The sequence below is a fragment of the Pseudomonas sp. EA_35y_Pfl2_R111 genome, from assembly GCF_963970955.1.
GTDB lineage: Bacteria > Pseudomonadota > Gammaproteobacteria > Pseudomonadales > Pseudomonadaceae > Aquipseudomonas.
This window is the reverse complement of record NZ_CAXAOM010000002.1, coordinates 347,788-365,664: the sequence shown is the minus strand read 5'-3', so window position 1 is coordinate 365,664 and position 17,877 is coordinate 347,788. Positions and strand designations below refer to the sequence as shown.

Below are 17,877 nucleotides of genomic sequence, written 5' to 3'. Positions count from 1 at the left end.
CATTGGCTAAACGGCGTTGAAAACCACCTCGGAATGCTCATTTACAGTCGTAAACTCCGCTTCCTCGGCTATTTTCGCCACCGTCTGGCTCTAGCTCGCAAGCTTGTGAACAGGCTCTGAATCGTGCCCCGCACTCGTCAAAGGACCCCATGAGCAAGCCAGAAACTGTCGCCGCCGCTAACTTTCTTCGTCCCATCGTCCAGGCCGATCTGGATGCCGGCAAGCACGCGAAAATCATCACCCGTTTTCCGCCGGAGCCCAATGGCTACCTGCATATTGGCCACGCCAAGTCGATCTGCCTGAACTTCGGCCTGGCCAAGGAGTTTGGTGGCGAGTGCAACCTGCGCTTTGACGACACCAACCCGGCCAAGGAAGACCAGGAATACATCGACGCGATCAAGAGCGACGTGCAGTGGCTGGGCTTTCAGTGGGCTGGCGAGGAGCGTTATGCCTCCAATTATTTCGACCAGCTGCATGCCTGGGCCATTGAGCTGATCAAGGCCGGCAAGGCCTTTGTCTGCGACCTGAACGCCGAAGAAATGCGCGCCTACCGCGGCAACCTGACCGAGCCGGGCAAGAACAGCCCGTTCCGTGAGCGCAGCGTTGAGGAAAACCTTGATCTGTTCTCCCGTATGAAAGCAGGCGAGTTCGCCGATGGTGCCCGCTCGCTGCGCGCGAAGATCGACATGGCCTCGCCGAACATCAACTTGCGCGACCCGATTCTCTATCGTATTCGTCATGCCCATCATCACCAAACTGGTGATAAGTGGTGCATCTACCCGAGCTATGACTTTACCCATGGGCAGTCGGATGCCATCGAAGGCGTGACGCATTCAATCTGCACCTTGGAGTTTGAAGATCATCGTCCGCTGTACGAGTGGTTCTTGGCGCAACTGCCAGTCCCGGCGCAGCCACGTCAGTATGAATTCGCCCGCCTTAATCTGAACTACACCATCACCAGCAAGCGCAAGCTCAAGCAGCTGGTTGATGAAAAGCACGTCAATGGTTGGGACGACCCGCGCATGTCGACCCTCTCGGGCTTCCGTCGCCGTGGCTACACCCCTGCATCGATCCGTACCTTCTGCGACATGATTGGCGTCAATCGCGCAGGCGGTGTAGTGGATGTTGGCATGCTCGAATTCGCCATTCGTGATGATCTCGACGCCAACGCGGCTCGTGCCATGTGCGTACTCAAACCGCTGAAAGTAGTGATCACCAACTACCCAGAAGGTCAGGTCGAGAACTTGGAACTGGCGCGCCATCCGAAACAGGAGATGGGCGTACGCGTGCTGCCGTTTAGCCGTGAGATTTATATTGACGCCAGCGACTTCGAAGAAGTCCCGCCGGCCGGCTTCAAGCGTTTGACCCCTGGTGGCGAAGCGCGTCTGCGTGGTAGCTACGTGATCCGCGCCGACGAAGCGATCAAGGATGCCGAAGGCAATATCGTCGAACTGCGCTGCAGCTACGACGAAAACACCCTGGGCAAGAACCCCGAAGGCCGCAAGGTCAAGGGCGTGATTCACTGGGTGCCGGCTGCCGAAAGCGTCGAATGTGAAGTGCGCCTGTACGACCGCCTGTTCCGCTCCGCCAACCCGGAGAAGGACGAAGAGGGCGGCAGCTTCCTCGACAATATCAACCCGGATTCGTTGGTAGTGCTCAAAGGTTGTCGCGCCGAGCCATCGCTGGCCGAAGCCGCACCGGAAGAACGCTTCCAGTTCGAGCGCGAAGGCTACTTCTGCGCCGATATGAAGGACAGCAAGCCGGGTGCGCCAGTGTTTAACCGTACCGTGACGTTGCGTGACTCCTGGGCCTAAGAGTCTGTCTCGGATCTGCTGTGCGTCGGCAATACTGCGTTAAAAATGGCCTCGGAATGCTCATTTACAGCTGTAAACTCCGCTTCCTCGGCCATTTTTGCCTTGTATCGCTCTAGCTCGCGAGATCCGAAACAGGCTCTACTGCCCAGTCGCTCTGATTAGAACCGGGCCGGTACGCCGGCCCGTGGTTTTCCAAGGAATGCCGATGCTCTCGATCTACAACACGCTGACCAAAAGCAAAGAAGTCTTCAAGCCGCTGGACGGTAACAAGGTGCGCATGTACGTGTGCGGCATGACCGTATACGACTACTGCCATATCGGCCACGGCCGCAGTATGGTGGCCTTTGACCTAGTGACCCGCTGGTTGCGCTTCAGCGGTTATGACCTGACCTACGTGCGCAACATCACCGACATCGAAGACAAGATCATCAATCGCGCCCGGGAGAACGGCGAGCCGTTCGACGTGCTGACCGAACGCATGATCGCTGCGATGCACGAGGACGAGGCGCGTCTCAATATTCTCAAGCCTGATATGGAGCCGCGTGCCACGGATCATATTCCGGGCATGCTGAGCATGATCCAGACCTTGATCGACAAGGGTTACGCCTACGCTCCGGGCAATGGTGATGTGTACTACCGCGTCGCCAAGTTCATGGGTTATGGCAAGCTATCGCGCAAGAAGATCGAAGACCTGCGCATCGGTGCGCGCATTGAAGTCGACGAAGCCAAGCAAGATCCCCTCGACTTCGTTCTGTGGAAAGGCGTGAAACCGGGCGAACCGAGCTGGGAATCGCCCTGGGGCGCTGGCCGTCCGGGCTGGCATATTGAATGCTCGGTAATGTCCACCTGCTGCCTGGGCGAGACCTTCGACATTCACGGCGGCGGCAGCGACCTGGAATTCCCGCACCACGAAAACGAGATCGCCCAGAGCGAGGCGGCCACCGGCAAGCCTTACGCCAACGCCTGGATGCATTGCGGGATGATCCGCATCAACGGCGAGAAGATGTCCAAGTCATTGAACAACTTCTTCACCATTCGCGATGTGCTGGAGAAGTATCACCCGGAGGTGGTGCGCTACCTGCTGGTGTCCAGCCACTACCGCAGCCCGATCAACTACTCCGAAGAAAGCCTCAAGGATGCCAAGAGCGCTTTGGAGCGCTTCTACAACGCGCTTAAAGGTCTGCCGGAAGCTTCGCCGGCTGGCGGTGAAGCCTATGTTGAACGCTTTAGCACAGCCATGAACGACGACTTCGGTACGCCGGAAGCCTGCGCCGTATTGTTCGAGCTGGCGCGCGAGACCAACCGCATGCGGGAAACCGATGTGCAGGCAGCCGCTGGTTTGGCGGCGCGATTGAAGGAGCTGGCAGGGGTGCTCGGTGTATTACAGCTTGAGCCTGAGGCGTTTCTGCAGGCCGGTGCTGCCGGCAAGGTTGATGCTGCCGAAGTTGATGCGTTGATTGCTGCGCGCCTGCAAGCCCGCGCCGAGAAGAACTGGGCTGAATCCGATCGTATTCGCGACCAGATTACGGCCATGGGGGTGGTGCTCGAAGACGGCAAAGGCGCAACAACTTGGCGTTTGGCTGACTAGTTTTGCTGTTGGATTGAGAAGGCCGCTTTTGAGCGGCCTTTTTTATTGCGTGTTGCTTGTCAGTTCCAAATCCAATTCCACAACCCCGGCAGGCGGGCGTATTGCTGTGGGTCGCCGAGGGCGCGTCTTAAGGCCGCGCGTTGCAGGGCATCGCGCTGGCCATAGAACGGCAGCTTGTCGGTGGCCAGGCCAACGTCTTCGGCCACATCTATCAGAATTTGCAGGTATTCCTGCATATGCCGCGCGGTGTAGGGGTTCAGGTCGTGGAAGGTCACCACCACTGGAATAACCCCGTCTATCGCAGGCAAGGCACCGACGCTGATCTGCTGCGCCGCGCGGGCGAGCTGGTCTCGCAGATTACTGCGCCGGCGCAGGCTGCCATTGATGCCCCAGGTTTTGCCATCGTGGGCGCTCAAATCGGTCAGCAGCAAGCGCAGGCCATGTGCCTGGTAGGCGGCGAAGGTGCGTTCGTCGTAGTTCCAGAAGGGTGGCCGCACCAGGCGCGGTACTGCGCCGCTGATGGCGGTGAGGTCGGCTACGCCATCTTTCAGCGACTGATCTAGAGCAGCCGGGCTGAGAAAGCGGTGGTTGGCATGGCCTGGGGTGGCGGTGTGAAAACCCAGCAGATGGCCCTCACGTTGCTGTCGCTGCAGCAGCGCCTGGCCTTGAACGCTGCCGCCGGCTGCTGCGGCGCGAGTCTGTACAAAGAACAGCGCCTTGATCCCCGGCTGAATTGGGTTGTCTGCCAGGGTGTCGAGGATCTGCTCGGTTGGATTGTCGCGGGTGCTGGCGCTGGGGCCGTCATCAAAACTCAGGAGAAAGCGTATCGGCTCAATTTCTGGGTTGGGTTGCGGTGGTGCAACGCTGCTGCACGCGCTCAATAGAATGCTGATCAGTACGGCGGCGCTCCATAGGAGCAGCGACGGAACTGGCAAAAAAGCGTTTGTTGGAATTGCCGGGTAACGCATTAGGCTTTGGCTCGCGAACGGACAGGGGGAGCGGGATTGAGCAACGCGATAGTGGCGGGCGCGGAGTCTATGCGGCTATGGCCGCCGGGAATATCTGTGTTTGGCTGTTGTCTATTCGACCCTGTTTGAGCCCTATAGGTTCATGGCCGGCGCAGATCATGGGTTTATCGCGCTGACCGGTCCCTGCCATCTGCAGTCAGGGTTGGGAGGAGGATTTAGCGTTCCATCAGCCCCGTTTCCCGTAGCCGTTTGTACAACGTGTTGCGGCTAACCCCGAGGCTGCGCGCCAGGTGCGAGACATTGCCGCCGCAGGCTTGGTACTGACTGGCTAGATCATCCGCGCTGGTGCTGGCCAACGGTTGCGGAGATGGCTGGATGGTGGGTGTTTGCGCGACTGGTGGTTGCAAATCGGCAAAGAAATCATCCGGCAGGTGTTCGGCGCGGATCTGCTGGTCTTCGGCCATGGCCAGAGCGATCTGCAGGACGCTACTCAACTGGCGCAGGTTGCCGGGCCAGGGGTGACGCTCGAACAGGTTCAGCACGTCTTGGCTTAACCCCGCCCATTGCTGTGGCTCGCGGTGGTAATCCCAGATGCGCTGAATCATGGCCGCCTTGTCGGTGCGTTCACGTAGCGGCGGCAGTTCCAGGTTGAGGCCGCTGATGCGGTAGTAGAGATCCTGGCGAAACAGCCCGCTCTCTACATCCTGGCGCAACGGGCGGTTGGTGGCGGAAATCAGGCGGATATCCACAGGGTACAGCTCACTGCTGCCCAGCGGCTGTACGCAGCGCTCCTGCAATACCCGCAGCAGGCGGGCCTGTACACGCAGCGGCATATCGCCGACTTCGTCGAGAAACAGCGTACCTTTGTCGGCTTTGCGGATCAGGCCAACGCTGCCTTTCTGATTGGCCCCGGTAAACGCACCTTTTTCATAGCCGAACAGCTCAGACTCCACCAACTCGGCGGGAATGGCCGCGCAGTTGACTGCAATAAAGGCTTGGCTGGCCCGCGAGCTGGCGTGATGCAGGGCTTTGACGAAGACTTCCTTGCCCACCCCCGTTTCACCATGCACCAGAATCGGAATGTTCTTTTCCAGTAGCCGCTCGGCCTGACGCACGGCTTTGTCGACGCGTGGGTCGCCGAGGTTGAGCGAGGCCAGGGTGAACGAATTGCGATTGGCGCTGGCCGGCGGCTGCTGGGCTTGGCGAAAGTCACGGGCCTGGATCGGCGAGGGTTGTTGCGGACGTTTGATCTGCGCGTGAAAGCGAAAGCGCCCGCTGGCGCGCAGGTTGAACGGCTGCGCCTCGGGCTGATTGAGCAGTTGCTGCAACGGCACGTCGAACAGGCTTTCGATATTCACCTGGGCCAGGCCCACGCCCAACAGGCTATCGGCGCGGCGATTGGCGGAAACCACTTGGCCTTGCTCGTCGAAGATCAACAACCCGGCCCAGGGGCTGCTGAGGTTATCCAGGCTGGTGTTAAAGCTCAGCTGAAAATACCGCTGCTGGAACAGGTTAAGGATCAGTCGGTTTTCCACCGATTGGCTCATCATCTTGACCATGCCGAGGGTGTGTGAGGGCGGCAGGTAGCTGTCGCTCGACACATCCAGCACCGCAATCATCTGCCGTTGCTCATCAAAAATCGGCGAGGCCGAGCCAGTCATAAAGCGATTGGCTTTGAGAAAGTGTTCATCGTGCTGGATGTGTACCGCTTGGCCGCAACTCAGGGCCGTGCCGATGGCATTGGTACCGGTGTAGCGCTCCAGCCAGGTGGCCCCAGCGACAAAGCCGGCCGCGCGGCTGGGTTCGATAAAGCGTTGGTCGCCCCAGGACTGCAGCACCTGGCCCTGGTGGTCGGCCAGCATGATCAGGCAATTGGAGTTAGCCAGGATGGTGCCGTAGTAGGGCAGCACCTCCTTGTGGGTGGTGTGCACCAGGGCGTGCTGGCTTTCCAGCAGGGCGCTGATTTGGCCGCGCTCGGGCTGGCTGAAAATCGGTGTGCTCTGGTGGGTCAGGCCGTAGTCACGGCAGCGTGTCCAGGAGTCCTGGATGATTGTCTCGTGGGGCAGGGCGGTGACAGCGTCAGCCATGACAGGTATCTCGCGCGGGTTCTTGTTGTTATGGGCCACGGCCTGCGCCGGGCCTATGCAGTGTCGCCGAAGGCTGTTCAATGTCAACGTTGCTACTGTTCAGTTGTTCACTGTGCACTGTTCAAAAGTGTTCACTGAAGTCTCCGTAGATTACTTGCGTGTGGCTGAAGTTATTTTAAATCAATGGCTTAAAGTTAATTAAAGGGATTGGCACGGAACTCGCCTTGTAGCTGGGCAGATAACAAGAAATAAGGACGGCTCATGTCACTTACCCTGGAGCATGTCACGCGTATCGTCGATAACCAGCTGCATATCGATGATGCCTGTCTGAGCTTCGAACCCGGTTCTTTCAATGTGTTGCTGGGGCGCACGCTGTCTGGCAAGACCAGCCTGATGCGGCTGATGGCCGGCTTGGACAAGCCCACAAGCGGACGCATTCTGATGAATGGCGCCGATATGACTCAGGTGCCGGTGCGCCAGCGCAACGTGTCGATGGTTTATCAGCAGTTCATCAATTACCCCACCCTGACGGTGTTTGAGAACATCGCCTCGCCGCTGCGCCAGGCTGGCGTGAGCAAGGCCGAGATTCTGGAAAAGGTCCACGCCACCGCGAAAATGCTGCGCATCGATGGTTTGCTCAAGCGCTACCCACTGGAACTGTCCGGCGGTCAGCAGCAGCGCACGGCGATGGCCCGGGCACTGGTCAAGGATGCCTCGCTGATTCTCTTCGACGAGCCGCTGGTCAACCTCGACTACAAGCTGCGCGAAGAGCTGCGTCAGGAAATGCGTGAGTTGTTTCAGGCCCGCCACACCATCGCCATCTATGCCACCACCGAGCCCAATGAGGCACTGGCCCTAGGCGGCACCACCACCATCCTGCATGAGGGGCGGGTGGTGCAGAGCGGCAAGACTGCTGAGGTTTATCACCGTCCGCAACAGGTGCTGGCGGCGGAGCTGTTTTCCGAGCCGGCGATCAACCTGATGCCGGGGCGCGTCAGCGGCACTGAAGTGAGCTTTGCCGATACTGTGCATTTCCCGCTCAACCCGGACCTGCAAGGCATCGCCGAAGGCGAATACCGTTTCGGCGTACGCCCCAGCCATATCGGCCTGGTGCCCTCCAACGATGACGATCTGGAGCTGGCGGTGACGGTTGAGCTGGCCGAGATCAGCGGTTCAGAAACTTTTCTGCACGTGCGTAACGAGCAGTTCGTGCTGGTGCTGCATCTGCCTGGGGTGCATGAGTACGACGTGGATACGCCGATCCTTATCTACATCCCCACCCACAAGCTGTTTGTCTTCTCCGCTAACGGGCAGTTGATTCAGGCGCCCAGCCGCCGTCTGGGGAGGGTTGCCTGATGGCCGAGATTCGCCTGCATAACCTTGCTCATAGTTACAGCCGCAGCCCGAGCGGACCGGCCGATTATGCGATTCGCGAGATGGACCATGTGTGGGAGCAGGGCGGTGCCTATGCACTGCTCGGACCTTCTGGGTGTGGCAAATCGACCCTGCTGAATATCATCTCCGGCCTGCTCAGCCCCTCCCATGGTGAAGTGCAGTTTGATGGCAAGGTGGTCAACGCGCTGCCGCCAGAGCTGCGCAATATCGCCCAGGTTTTCCAGTTTCCGGTGGTCTACGACACCATGACGGTATTCGATAACCTGGCCTTCCCCCTGCGTAACCAGGGCATGAGTGAGGCAAAGGTCCTGGCCAAGGTCAACGAAATTGCCGAGGTGCTGGAGCTGCATCCGTTGCTACACAAACGCGCACGTAATCTGACTGCCGATGAGAAGCAGAAGGTTTCCATGGGCCGCGGCCTGGTGCGCGATGACGTCTCGGCGATTTTGTTCGACGAGCCGCTGACGGTGATCGACCCGCACCTGAAATGGAAACTGCGGCGCAAGCTCAAGCAGATTCACGAGCAGTTCAATATCACCATGGTTTACGTCACCCACGACCAGCTCGAAGCCTCGACCTTCGCCGACAAGATCGCGGTCATGTACGGCGGGCAGATCGTCCAGTTCGGCACGCCGCGTGAGCTGTTCGAACGGCCTAGCCATACCTTCGTCGGCTATTTCATTGGCAGCCCTGGGATGAACTTGATCGATGTAGTGCCTGATATAGGCGGTGTGCGCTTCAACAACACCCTGTTGCCGTTACCGGCCGCGCTCAATCAACGGCTTGCCGAGCTACCTGGGGCCAAGCTGAAGATTGGTATCCGTCCGGAGTTCGTGCATGTCTGGGATGGTCCCAACGAGGACGCGATGTGTGGCGAGGTGGTGCATGTTGAAGACCTTGGCACCTACAAGATTCTTACCCTCAAACTCGATGGGCAGTCGCTCAAGGTGCGCCTGCAGGAAGATCAGCCCGTGCCGCAACAGCAGGTGTACCTGAGCTTTCCGGCGCAGTGGCTGATGCTCTACGCCGATGACTTCCTGGTTGAGGCGCAAGCGCTGGAGGTGCAGTCATGAAGGTGCAGAACAACAAGGCCTGGTGGCTGGTGCTGCCGGTATTTCTGCTGGTGGCGTTCAGCGCCATCGTGCCGATGATGACGGTGGTCAACTATTCGGTGCAGGACATCTTCGACCACTCTACGCGCTATTTCGTCGGTGTTGATTGGTACAAGCAGGTGCTGCAGGACACCCGTCTGCATGACTCGCTATTGCGCCAGTTCATCTTCTCCGCCTGCGTGCTGCTGATCGAAATCCCCTTAGGCATTGCCATCGCTCTGTGCATGCCGACGAAAGGGCGCATGGCCTCGCTGGTACTGATCGTACTGGCGATTCCGCTGCTGATTCCGTGGAACGTGGTCGGCACCATCTGGCAGATATTCGGCCGCGCTGATATTGGCTTGCTGGGTTGGAGCCTGAACAGCCTGGGCATCAGTTACAACTATGCTTCCAATACCAGCGACGCCTGGGTCACGGTGCTGATCATGGACGTCTGGCACTGGACCTCACTGGTGGCGCTGCTCTGCTATTCGGGCCTGCGCGCCATTCCCGATGTGTATTACCAGGCGGCGCGCATCGATCGCGCATCTGACTGGGCGGTGTTCCGCCATATCCAGCTGCCCAAACTCAAGAGCGTGCTGCTGATCGCGGTGATGCTGCGCTTTATGGACAGTTTCATGATCTACACCGAGCCCTTCGTGCTCACTGGCGGCGGGCCGGGCAACGCCACCACCTTCCTCAGCCAGACCCTGACGCAGATGGCTATCGGCCAGTTCGACCTGGGCCCGGCGGCGGCGTTTTCGCTGGTGTACTTCCTGATCATCCTGTTGGTGTCTTGGCTGTTCTATACCGCCATGACCCACAACGATAAGACCCGCTGAGGCCGACCATGAACCTACGTAAACAAGTGGGGCTGGGGCTCTACATCCTGTTTCTGCTGGTGCCGATCTACTGGCTGCTGAACATGTCGTTCAAGAGCAATACCGAGATTCTTGGCGGCCTGACGCTGTGGCCACATGGCTTCACTCTGGACAACTACAAGGTGATCTTCACCGACCCGAGCTGGTACGAGGGTTATCTCAACTCGCTGTACTACGTGTGCCTGAATACGCTGATTTCACTGACGGTGGCGCTGCCGGCGGCCTATGCGTTTTCACGCTACCGCTTTCTCGGTGACAAGCACCTGTTCTTCTGGCTGCTGACCAACCGTATGGCGCCACCGGCGGTGTTTCTGCTGCCGTTTTTCCAGCTGTATTCGTCGATCGGCCTGTTCGATACGCATATCGCCGTGGCGCTGGCGCATTGCCTGTTCAACGTGCCGCTGGCGGTATGGATTCTCGAAGGCTTTATGTCCGGGGTGCCGAAGGAAATCGACGAAACCGCCTATATCGATGGCTATAGCTTCCCGAAGTTCTTCGTGAAGATCTTTATCCCGCTGATTGGCTCGGGCATCGGCGTTACCGCGTTCTTCTGCTTCATGTTCTCTTGGGTTGAGCTGCTGCTGGCGCGCACCCTGACCTCGGTGGATGCCAAGCCAATTGCCGCAGTGATGACGCGCACCGTGTCTGCGTCGGGGATCGATTGGGGAGTGCTGGCCGCGGCCGGGGTGTTGACCATTCTGCCGGGCATGCTGGTGATCTGGTTTGTCCGCAACCATGTGGCCAAGGGCTTTGCCCTGGGCCGGGTGTAAGGAGGAAACGATGGATTGGATGGCCTGGACTTTGCCCACTGCGCTGTTTTTCGGCGGCATCGCCACGATTCTCGTGGGCATGACAGTGTGGGAACTGCGTTCGCCCTGCGTCGAGCGCAAAGGCTTATTGCCGATTAGCACTACCCGTGGTGATCGGTTGTTTATCGGTCTGCTTGGAAGTGCCTACCTGCACCTGTTGGTGGTGGGCGTGACCGATTGGAGTGTCTGGATAGCCTCGGTGCTGTCCCTGTTCTGGTTGTTTGCAGTGATGCGTTGGGGCTAAACCGGGCAGCCCTGGACGCGCCAGTTGCTTGGGCGCGGCCATGACCCGCTTACCTCATTCCAAACCCTGAGATGGAGGTCTCTATGTTCGACAATAACAACAAAACTCGACATAGCATGGCGCTGGCTGCCTTGCTGACGTTGTCCGGCTTGAGCGGCGCAGCCTGGGCTGATGCCTACGAAGAAGCGGCAAAGAAGTGGATCGGCGAGGAGTTCAGTCCCTCGACCCTGACGCCTGAGCAGCAACTCGAAGAGTTGAAGTGGTTTATCAAAGCTGCCGAGCCGTTTCGCGGCATGAGCATCAGCGTGGCCTCGGAAACCATCGCGACCCACGAATATGAATCCAAGGTGCTGGCCAAGGCCTTCAGCGAAATTACCGGGATCCAGCTCAAGCACGACCTGATGCAGGAAGGCGATGTCGTCGAGAAGCTGCAAACCCAGATGCAGTCGGACAAGAACATCTACGACGGCTATATCAACGATTCTGACCTGATCGGCACGCACTTCCGTTACGGTAAGGCGGTGGCTATCAGCGACATGATGGAAGGCGAAGGTAAGGCGGTGACATCGCCGACTCTGGATCTCGAAGACTTTATTGGCCTGTCGTTTACTACGGGGCCTGATGGCAAGCTTTACCAGCTACCAGACCAACAGTTCGCCAACCTTTATTGGTTCCGCGCCGACTGGTTCGAGCGTCCAGAGCTGAAGGCCAAGTTCAAGGAAATCTACGGTTATGAGCTGGGTGTGCCGGTCAATTGGTCAGCCTATGAAGATATCGCCGAGTTTTTCTCCGAGAAGGTCAAGGAAATCGATGGTCAGCGCATCTATGGCCACATGGACTACGGCAAGAAGGATCCATCCCTCGGTTGGCGCTTTACCGATGCATGGTTCTCCATGGCCGGCGGCGGCGACAAAGGCCTGCCCAATGGCTTGCCGGTAGACGAGTGGGGCATTCGCGTAGAAGGTTGCCGGCCAGTCGGTTCCAGTGTCGCCCGTGGCGGCGATACCAATGGCCCGGCGGCGGTGTATGCCACCACCAAATATGTCGACTGGATGCGCAAATACGCGCCGCCAGAAGCCCAGGGCATGACGTTCTCCGAATCCGGCCCGGTGCCAGCGCAGGGCAGTATTGCTCAGCAAATTTTCTGGTACACCGCCTTTACCGCCGATATGACCAAACCAGGCCTGCCGGTGGTTAATGAAGACGGCACACCGAAGTGGCGCATGGCGCCTTCACCTAAAGGTCCGTACTGGGAAGAGGGCATGAAGCTGGGTTATCAGGACACTGGTTCCTGGACCTTCCTCAAGTCCACTCCAGAGAAACAGCGTCTGGCCGCCTGGCTGTATGCGCAGTTCGTCACGTCGAAAACGGTATCGCTGAAGAAGACCCTGGTCGGCCTGACGCCGATTCGTGAGTCGGATATCAACTCGCAAGCCATGACCGACGTTGCACCGAAACTGGGCGGCTTGGTGGAGTTCTATCGCAGCCCTGCGCGAGTGCAGTGGACCCCAACCGGCACCAACGTGCCTGACTATCCACGCTTGGCTCAGCTGTGGTGGCAGTTTATTGCCGAAGCAGCCAGTGGCGACAAATCGCCACAAGAGGCGCTGGATGGCCTAGCGGCGGCGCAGGACACCATGATGGGTCGTCTGGAACGTTCGGGCGTACTTGGCGAGTGTGGACCTAAGCTAAACGAGCCAAAAGATCCGCAATACTGGCTGGATCAGCCAGGCGCACCGAAGCCCAAGCTGGCCAACGAGAAACCTCAGGGTGAAACCATCAGCTACAGCGAGCTGCTGAAATCCTGGGAGCAAGCCCGCGACTGACGCAGCGGGTTTAACTAGGCATAAAAAAACGGCACCTAAGGTGCCGTTTTCTATTTCTAGCCACGTTGCACTTAGTCGTGCAAATGCTCGGCGGCATGCAGCGTGTTTTCCAGCAGGCCAGCACGGGTCATCGGGCCAACGCCGCCCGGCACTGGGGTAATCCAGCCCGCGCGGGGCAGGGCGGTTTCGTACACCACATCGCCAATCAGTTTGCCGTCGGTCTGGCGGTTGATGCCAACGTCGATGACGATTGCACCAGGCTTGATCCACTCGCCATGCACCAGGCCAGGCTTGCCGGCCGCAACTACGACGATATCGGCCTGGCCGACATGCATTGGCAGGTCTTTGGTGAAACGGTGGGTCACGGTGACGGTGCAACCGGCCAGCAGAAGCTCCATGGCCATCGGCCGGCCGACGATATTCGACGCTCCAACCACAACTGCATGCAAACCGTACAAATCGACGCCAGTGCTTTGCAGCAGGGTCATGATGCCTTTCGGGGTACAGGGGCGCAGCAATGGCATGCGCTGGGCCAGGCGCCCGATATTGTAAGGATGGAAGCCATCAACGTCTTTATCCGGGCGAATGCGCTCCAGCAATAAAGAAGCATCGAGATGTTCTGGCAGTGGCAGTTGCACCAGGATGCCGTCGATGCTCGGCTCGTCGTTCAAGCGGTCGATCAATGCCATTAGCTCTTCTTGGCCGGTGGTGGCTGGCAGGTCATAGGCCTGCGAGACGAAGCCGACTTCTTCGCAGTCCTTACGCTTGTGCGAAACGTAGACCTGGGACGCAGGGTCGCTACCGACGAGAATCACCGCCAGCCCGGGTGCGCGCAGGCCTTGCTGACGTCGTTCGGCGACACGTTGGGCGATCTGCTGGCGCAGGCTGGCGGCAATTGCTTTGCCATCGATCAGTTGTGCGGTCATTGCGCTTGGTTAACCATAAAGAAAGGGTGGAAAAAGGACGCGCATTCTCGCATGACCGTGCTGTGGGGCAAAGGCGCACGCCGCGGTTTTCGCGTAACTCCTTTAAATGGCTGAATTTTTTTAACTTTTCCTGTTGACGACATGAAACTGCGTCTATAACATTCGCCCCGCTTGTCGAGCACAGCCAGTCGCTGGGTAAGACGGCAAAGGTCGAAGCTGCAAAGTTTTTTCCGAAGCCGAAAGCTTTAAGTCTGCATCTGCAGATGGATAGGCGCCCGTAGCTCAGCTGGATAGAGCATCCGCCTTCTAAGCGGATGGTCGCAGGTTCGAGTCCTGCCGGGCGTGCCATTTGGCGGTCTTGGCTCAAGCAATGCAATATGGTGGGCGTAGCTCAGTTGGTAGAGCGCAGGATTGTGACTCCTGTTGTCGTGGGTTCGATCCCCATCGTCCACCCCATATTCCAAGGCGCCAGGTTAATTCCTGGCGTTTTTGTATAAAGCTTTACCACGCGGACGTGGTGGAATTGGTAGACACACTGGATTTAGGTTCCAGCGCCGCAAGGCGTGAGAGTTCGAGTCTCTCCGTCCGCACCATCTTTTAACTCCCTCCCGTTTGCCGCCTGCATCTAGGGTGACTTCTGCAAATCGACCCTCTAGAATGCATGCCCTTGATTAGGGGCCGGCAAGCGGCCGGCTTATGTCTGTGCAACGAGGATTATCCATGCAAGTTTCTGTTGAAAGTACCTCTGCTCTCGAGCGCCGTATGACCGTTGGCGTCTCTGTTGAGCGCATCGAGACTGAGGTCAACAAGCGTCTGCAGCAGACTGCCCGTCGTGCCAAGGTCCCTGGTTTCCGTCCTGGCAAAGTGCCAATGAGCGTGATCCGCCAGCGTTATGAAGATGCTGCGCGTCAGGAAGCGCTGGGTGATCTGATCCAATCCACTTTCTACGAAGCCGTTGTTGAGCAGAAGCTCAATCCAGCTGGCGCTCCGGCCGTTGAGCCGAAGTCGTTCGAGAAAGGCAAGGATCTGGAATACGTTGCGACCTTCGAAGTATTCCCTGAATTCACCGTTGGCGGCTTCGAGTCCATCGCCATCGAGCGCCTGCAGGCTGACGTGGCTGACGCTGACGTCGACAACATGCTGGAAATCCTGCGCAAGCAGAACACCCGCTTCGAAGCTGCCGAGCGCGCTGCTGAGAATGGCGATCAACTGAACATCGATTTTGTTGGCAAGATCGACGGCGAAGCCTTCGCGGGCGGTTCGGCTAAGGGCACTCAGCTGGTTCTCGGCTCTGGCCGCATGATCCCTGGCTTTGAAGATGCACTGGTAGGCGCCAAGGCTGGCGAAGAGCGCGTCATCAACCCGACTTTCCCGGCTGATTACCAGAATCTGGATTTGGCGGGCAAAACCGCCGAGTTCACCGTCACCGTCAATAGCATCGCGGCACCTCAGCTTCCAGAGCTGAATGATGACTTCTTCGCCCTGTTCGGCGTGAAAGAAGGTGGCCTGGAAGGCTTCCGCGCTGAAGTGCGTAAGAACATGGAGCGCGAACTGCGCCAGGCCATCAAATCCAAGGTTAAAAACCAGGTGATGGACGGCCTGCTGGCTGCCAATCCGATCGAAGTGCCTAAGGCGCTGATCACTAATGAAGTAAATCGTTTGCGCGTGCAGGCGGTTCAGCAGTTCGGTGGCAACCTCAAGCCTGAGCAGCTGCCAGCTGAGTTGTTCGAAGAGCAAGCCAAGCGCCGTGTAGTGCTGGGTCTGGTTGTGGCTGAAGTGGTCAAGCAGTGTGAGCTGAAGCCGGATGATGCGCGCGTTCGCGAAATGATCCAGGAAATGGCGTCTGCTTACCAAGAGCCTGAGCAGGTTGTTGCCTGGTACTACAAAAACGACCAGCAAATGAACGAAGTGCGTTCGGTTGTACTGGAAGAGCAAGTTGTAGATACTGTTTTGCAGAAGGCCAACGTGACCGATAAAGCGGTCTCGTACGAAGAAGCTGTCAAGCCGGTAGAAGCACCACAAGCCGCCTGATTTCTTTACCTCGTTCGAACACGCCATAAGCCAGCCTCCGTGCTGGCTTATGCGTATTTGTGACATGACTATTTAGGGAGCGAGTGCACGCATGTCCCGCAATCCTTTTATGCAGCAAATGCCTGATATCCAAGCCGCTGGCGGTTTGGTTCCTATGGTTGTTGAGCAGTCGGCTCGCGGTGAGCGCGCCTATGACATCTATTCGCGCCTGCTCAAAGAGCGAGTGATCTTCCTGGTAGGTCCTGTAGAGGACTACATGGCCAACCTGATCTGTGCGCAACTGTTGTTCCTTGAAGCGGAAAACCCGGACAAGGACATCCATCTTTACATCAACTCGCCCGGCGGTTCGGTGACTGCGGGTATGTCGATCTACGACACCATGCAGTTCATTAAGCCTAACGTTTCGACCACCTGTATTGGTCAGGCATGCAGCATGGGCGCATTCCTGCTGACCGCTGGTGCTGAGGGCAAGCGTTACTGCCTGCCGAACTCGCGTGTGATGATTCACCAGCCACTGGGTGGCTTCCAGGGGCAGGCGTCGGACATCGAAATCCACGCCAAGGAAATCCTCTTTATCCGCGAGCGTCTCAACACGCTGATGGCCAAACACAGCGGGCACACCCTAGAAGAAATCGAGCGCGATACCAATCGTGATAACTTCATGAGCGCCGAAGCCGCCCGTGAGTACGGATTGATTGACGCAGTGATTGAAAAGCGCCCCGCGTAACATAAGCAGCTCAAAATAGGGCGGGGCGGCCTTTCCGGCCTCCGGCGGGCTTGAAAAAGCCCGCATAAGCCTTCATCTTGTGTTGCAAGCCTATCGGATTTGGATCGAACGAATGACTGACACCCGCAACGGCGAGGACAACGGCAAGTTGCTTTATTGCTCCTTCTGCGGCAAAAGCCAGCATGAAGTGCGCAAATTAATTGCCGGCCCCTCGGTCTTCATCTGCGACGAGTGCGTAGACCTGTGTAACGACATCATCCGTGAGGAGGTGCAAGAAGCCCAGGCCGAGAGCAGTGCGCATAAATTGCCTGCCCCTAAGGAAATCAGCGGCATCCTTGACCAGTACGTGATTGGTCAGGAGCGCGCGAAGAAAATTTTGGCTGTAGCGGTCTATAACCACTACAAGCGTCTCAACCAGCGCGATAAGAAAGATGACATTGAGCTAGGTAAGAGCAACATCCTGCTCATCGGTCCGACTGGTTCGGGTAAAACCCTGTTGGCTGAAACGCTGGCGCGTTTGCTCAACGTACCCTTTACGATTGCTGACGCCACCACGCTGACCGAGGCCGGTTATGTGGGGGAGGACGTCGAGAACATCATTCAAAAGCTGTTGCAGAAGTGCGACTACGATGTAGAAAAAGCCCAAATGGGCATTGTCTACATCGATGAAATTGACAAGATCTCGCGCAAGTCGGACAACCCATCGATTACCCGTGATGTATCGGGAGAGGGCGTGCAGCAGGCGCTGCTCAAGCTGATTGAGGGGACTGTGGCATCTGTTCCTCCGCAAGGTGGCCGTAAGCATCCGCAGCAGGAATTTCTGCAGGTTGATACGCGCAATATCCTGTTTATTTGTGGTGGTGCTTTTTCAGGCTTGGAAAAGGTCATTCAGGGCCGTTCGACCAAGGGCGGAATCGGTTTCAGTGCTGAGGTTCGCAGCAAGGAAGAGGGCAAGAAAGTTGGCGAATCACTGCGTGCGGTTGAGCCCGATGATCTGGTTAAGTTTGGCCTGATTCCAGAGTTCGTCGGTCGTCTGCCGGTTATCGCTACCTTGGATGAGCTCGATGAAGCCGCCCTGGTGCAAATTCTGACCGAGCCGAAGAACGCCTTGACCAAGCAATATGGCAAGCTGTTCGAGATGGAAGGGGTTGAGCTGGAATTCCGTCCGGATGCGCTGAAGTCGGTTGCCCACAAGGCGCTTGAGCGTAAAACCGGTGCTCGCGGCTTGCGTTCGATTCTCGAAGGTGTCCTTCTCGACACCATGTACGAGATTCCGTCGCAGTCCGACGTTAGCAAGGTGGTTATCGATGAAAGCGTTATTGATGGCTCCTCCAAGCCGTTACTCATTTATGAGAATAACGAGCTGCCAGCTAAGGCTGCGCCTGACGCGTAGCCGTTTTGTAATATGTTGAAAGCAAGGGGCCTGCGGGCCCCTTTGCTTTTGCTGCGCCAGCGCTTGTTTTTTGTTGGGGCTGCCCCCATCTTAAGGC

14 protein-coding genes and 3 tRNA genes are annotated in these 17,877 nt (G+C 57.9%); 14 read left to right on the top strand and 3 right to left on the bottom strand.

Features of this window, described 5'->3' with window-relative positions:
• The first annotated feature begins 149 nt into the window (after nucleotides 1–149).
• Together AACY25_RS10265 and cysS are read left to right on the top strand one after the other, a co-directional pair.
• Nucleotides 150–1,814: a glutamine--tRNA ligase/YqeY domain fusion protein gene (locus AACY25_RS10265; RefSeq protein ID WP_339524313.1), complete on the top strand. Its 1,665-nt coding sequence runs from the start codon at nucleotides 150–152 to the stop codon at nucleotides 1,812–1,814.
• 205 nt (nucleotides 1,815–2,019) lie between these two features.
• On the top strand, nucleotides 2,020–3,402 hold the full coding sequence (gene cysS, locus AACY25_RS10260; RefSeq protein ID WP_339524312.1) for a cysteine--tRNA ligase: 1,383 nt from the start codon (nucleotides 2,020–2,022) through the stop codon (nucleotides 3,400–3,402).
• 59 nt (nucleotides 3,403–3,461) lie between these two features.
• On the opposite strand, the gene AACY25_RS10255 is transcribed toward cysS, so the two are convergent.
• Together AACY25_RS10255 and AACY25_RS10250 are read right to left on the bottom strand one after the other, a co-directional pair.
• Nucleotides 3,462–4,337 carry a polysaccharide deacetylase family protein gene (locus AACY25_RS10255; protein WP_445262136.1) on the bottom strand — a complete coding sequence of 292 codons (876 nt, stop codon included), beginning with the start codon at nucleotides 4,335–4,337 and terminating at the stop codon, nucleotides 3,462–3,464.
• Between the two features lie 248 nt (nucleotides 4,338–4,585).
• On the bottom strand, nucleotides 4,586–6,457 hold the full coding sequence (locus AACY25_RS10250) for a sigma-54-dependent Fis family transcriptional regulator (protein ID WP_339410914.1): 1,872 nt from the start codon (nucleotides 6,455–6,457) through the stop codon (nucleotides 4,586–4,588).
• Between the two features lie 261 nt (nucleotides 6,458–6,718).
• On the opposite strand from AACY25_RS10250, the gene AACY25_RS10245 reads away from it, so the two are divergent.
• The 6 genes from AACY25_RS10245 to AACY25_RS10220 all read left to right on the top strand — a co-directional run bounded on the left by AACY25_RS10245 (nucleotide 6,719) and on the right by AACY25_RS10220 (nucleotide 12,703).
• Entirely contained in the window at nucleotides 6,719–7,813 is a 1,095-nt protein-coding gene (locus AACY25_RS10245) for an ABC transporter ATP-binding protein (protein WP_339524311.1), read from the top strand.
• Nucleotides 7,813–8,925, top strand: a complete 1,113-nt coding sequence (locus AACY25_RS10240) for an ABC transporter ATP-binding protein (protein ID WP_339524309.1) — start codon at nucleotides 7,813–7,815, stop codon at nucleotides 8,923–8,925. Before AACY25_RS10245 ends, AACY25_RS10240 begins: the two co-directional genes overlap by 1 nt.
• Nucleotides 8,922–9,785: a carbohydrate ABC transporter permease gene (locus AACY25_RS10235; RefSeq protein ID WP_160014187.1), complete on the top strand. Its 864-nt coding sequence runs from the start codon at nucleotides 8,922–8,924 to the stop codon at nucleotides 9,783–9,785. Before AACY25_RS10240 ends, AACY25_RS10235 begins: the two co-directional genes overlap by 4 nt.
• 8 nt (nucleotides 9,786–9,793) lie before the next feature.
• Complete coding sequence (locus AACY25_RS10230; protein ID WP_339524307.1) at nucleotides 9,794–10,594, top strand: carbohydrate ABC transporter permease; 801 nt, start codon at nucleotides 9,794–9,796, stop codon at nucleotides 10,592–10,594.
• Between the two features lie 10 nt (nucleotides 10,595–10,604).
• On the top strand, nucleotides 10,605–10,877 hold the full coding sequence (locus AACY25_RS10225; RefSeq protein WP_339410924.1) for a DUF2160 domain-containing protein: 273 nt from the start codon (nucleotides 10,605–10,607) through the stop codon (nucleotides 10,875–10,877).
• Nucleotides 10,878–10,960: 83 nt separating this feature from the next.
• On the top strand, nucleotides 10,961–12,703 hold the full coding sequence (locus AACY25_RS10220) for an ABC transporter substrate-binding protein (RefSeq protein WP_339524305.1): 1,743 nt from the start codon (nucleotides 10,961–10,963) through the stop codon (nucleotides 12,701–12,703).
• A gap of 71 nt (nucleotides 12,704–12,774) precedes the next feature.
• Here the strand turns inward: AACY25_RS10220 and folD are convergent, their stop codons facing one another.
• A complete protein-coding gene (gene folD, locus AACY25_RS10215; RefSeq protein ID WP_339524303.1) occupies nucleotides 12,775–13,629 on the bottom strand; it encodes a bifunctional methylenetetrahydrofolate dehydrogenase/methenyltetrahydrofolate cyclohydrolase FolD in 855 nt (284 codons plus the stop codon).
• A 271-nt stretch (nucleotides 13,630–13,900) separates the two neighbouring features.
• Between folD and AACY25_RS10210 the strand changes: the two genes are divergently transcribed.
• From AACY25_RS10210 to clpX, 6 genes are all read left to right on the top strand, one after another.
• Nucleotides 13,901–13,977 (top strand) — tRNA-Arg (locus AACY25_RS10210).
• A gap of 32 nt (nucleotides 13,978–14,009) precedes the next feature.
• Nucleotides 14,010–14,085 (top strand) — tRNA-His (locus AACY25_RS10205).
• 52 nt (nucleotides 14,086–14,137) lie between these two features.
• A tRNA-Leu gene (locus AACY25_RS10200) sits at nucleotides 14,138–14,222 on the top strand.
• Nucleotides 14,223–14,349: 127 nt separating this feature from the next.
• Nucleotides 14,350–15,660 carry a trigger factor gene (gene tig / locus AACY25_RS10195; protein ID WP_339524302.1) on the top strand — a complete coding sequence of 437 codons (1,311 nt, stop codon included), beginning with the start codon at nucleotides 14,350–14,352 and terminating at the stop codon, nucleotides 15,658–15,660.
• 91 nt (nucleotides 15,661–15,751) lie between these two features.
• Nucleotides 15,752–16,387, top strand: coding sequence for an ATP-dependent Clp endopeptidase proteolytic subunit ClpP (clpP, locus tag AACY25_RS10190; RefSeq protein ID WP_090241800.1), 636 nt, complete (start codon nucleotides 15,752–15,754; stop codon nucleotides 16,385–16,387).
• Between the two features lie 112 nt (nucleotides 16,388–16,499).
• A complete protein-coding gene (clpX, locus tag AACY25_RS10185) occupies nucleotides 16,500–17,780 on the top strand; it encodes an ATP-dependent Clp protease ATP-binding subunit ClpX (protein ID WP_339524300.1) in 1,281 nt (426 codons plus the stop codon).
• The last annotated feature ends 97 nt before the right edge of the window (nucleotides 17,781–17,877 follow it).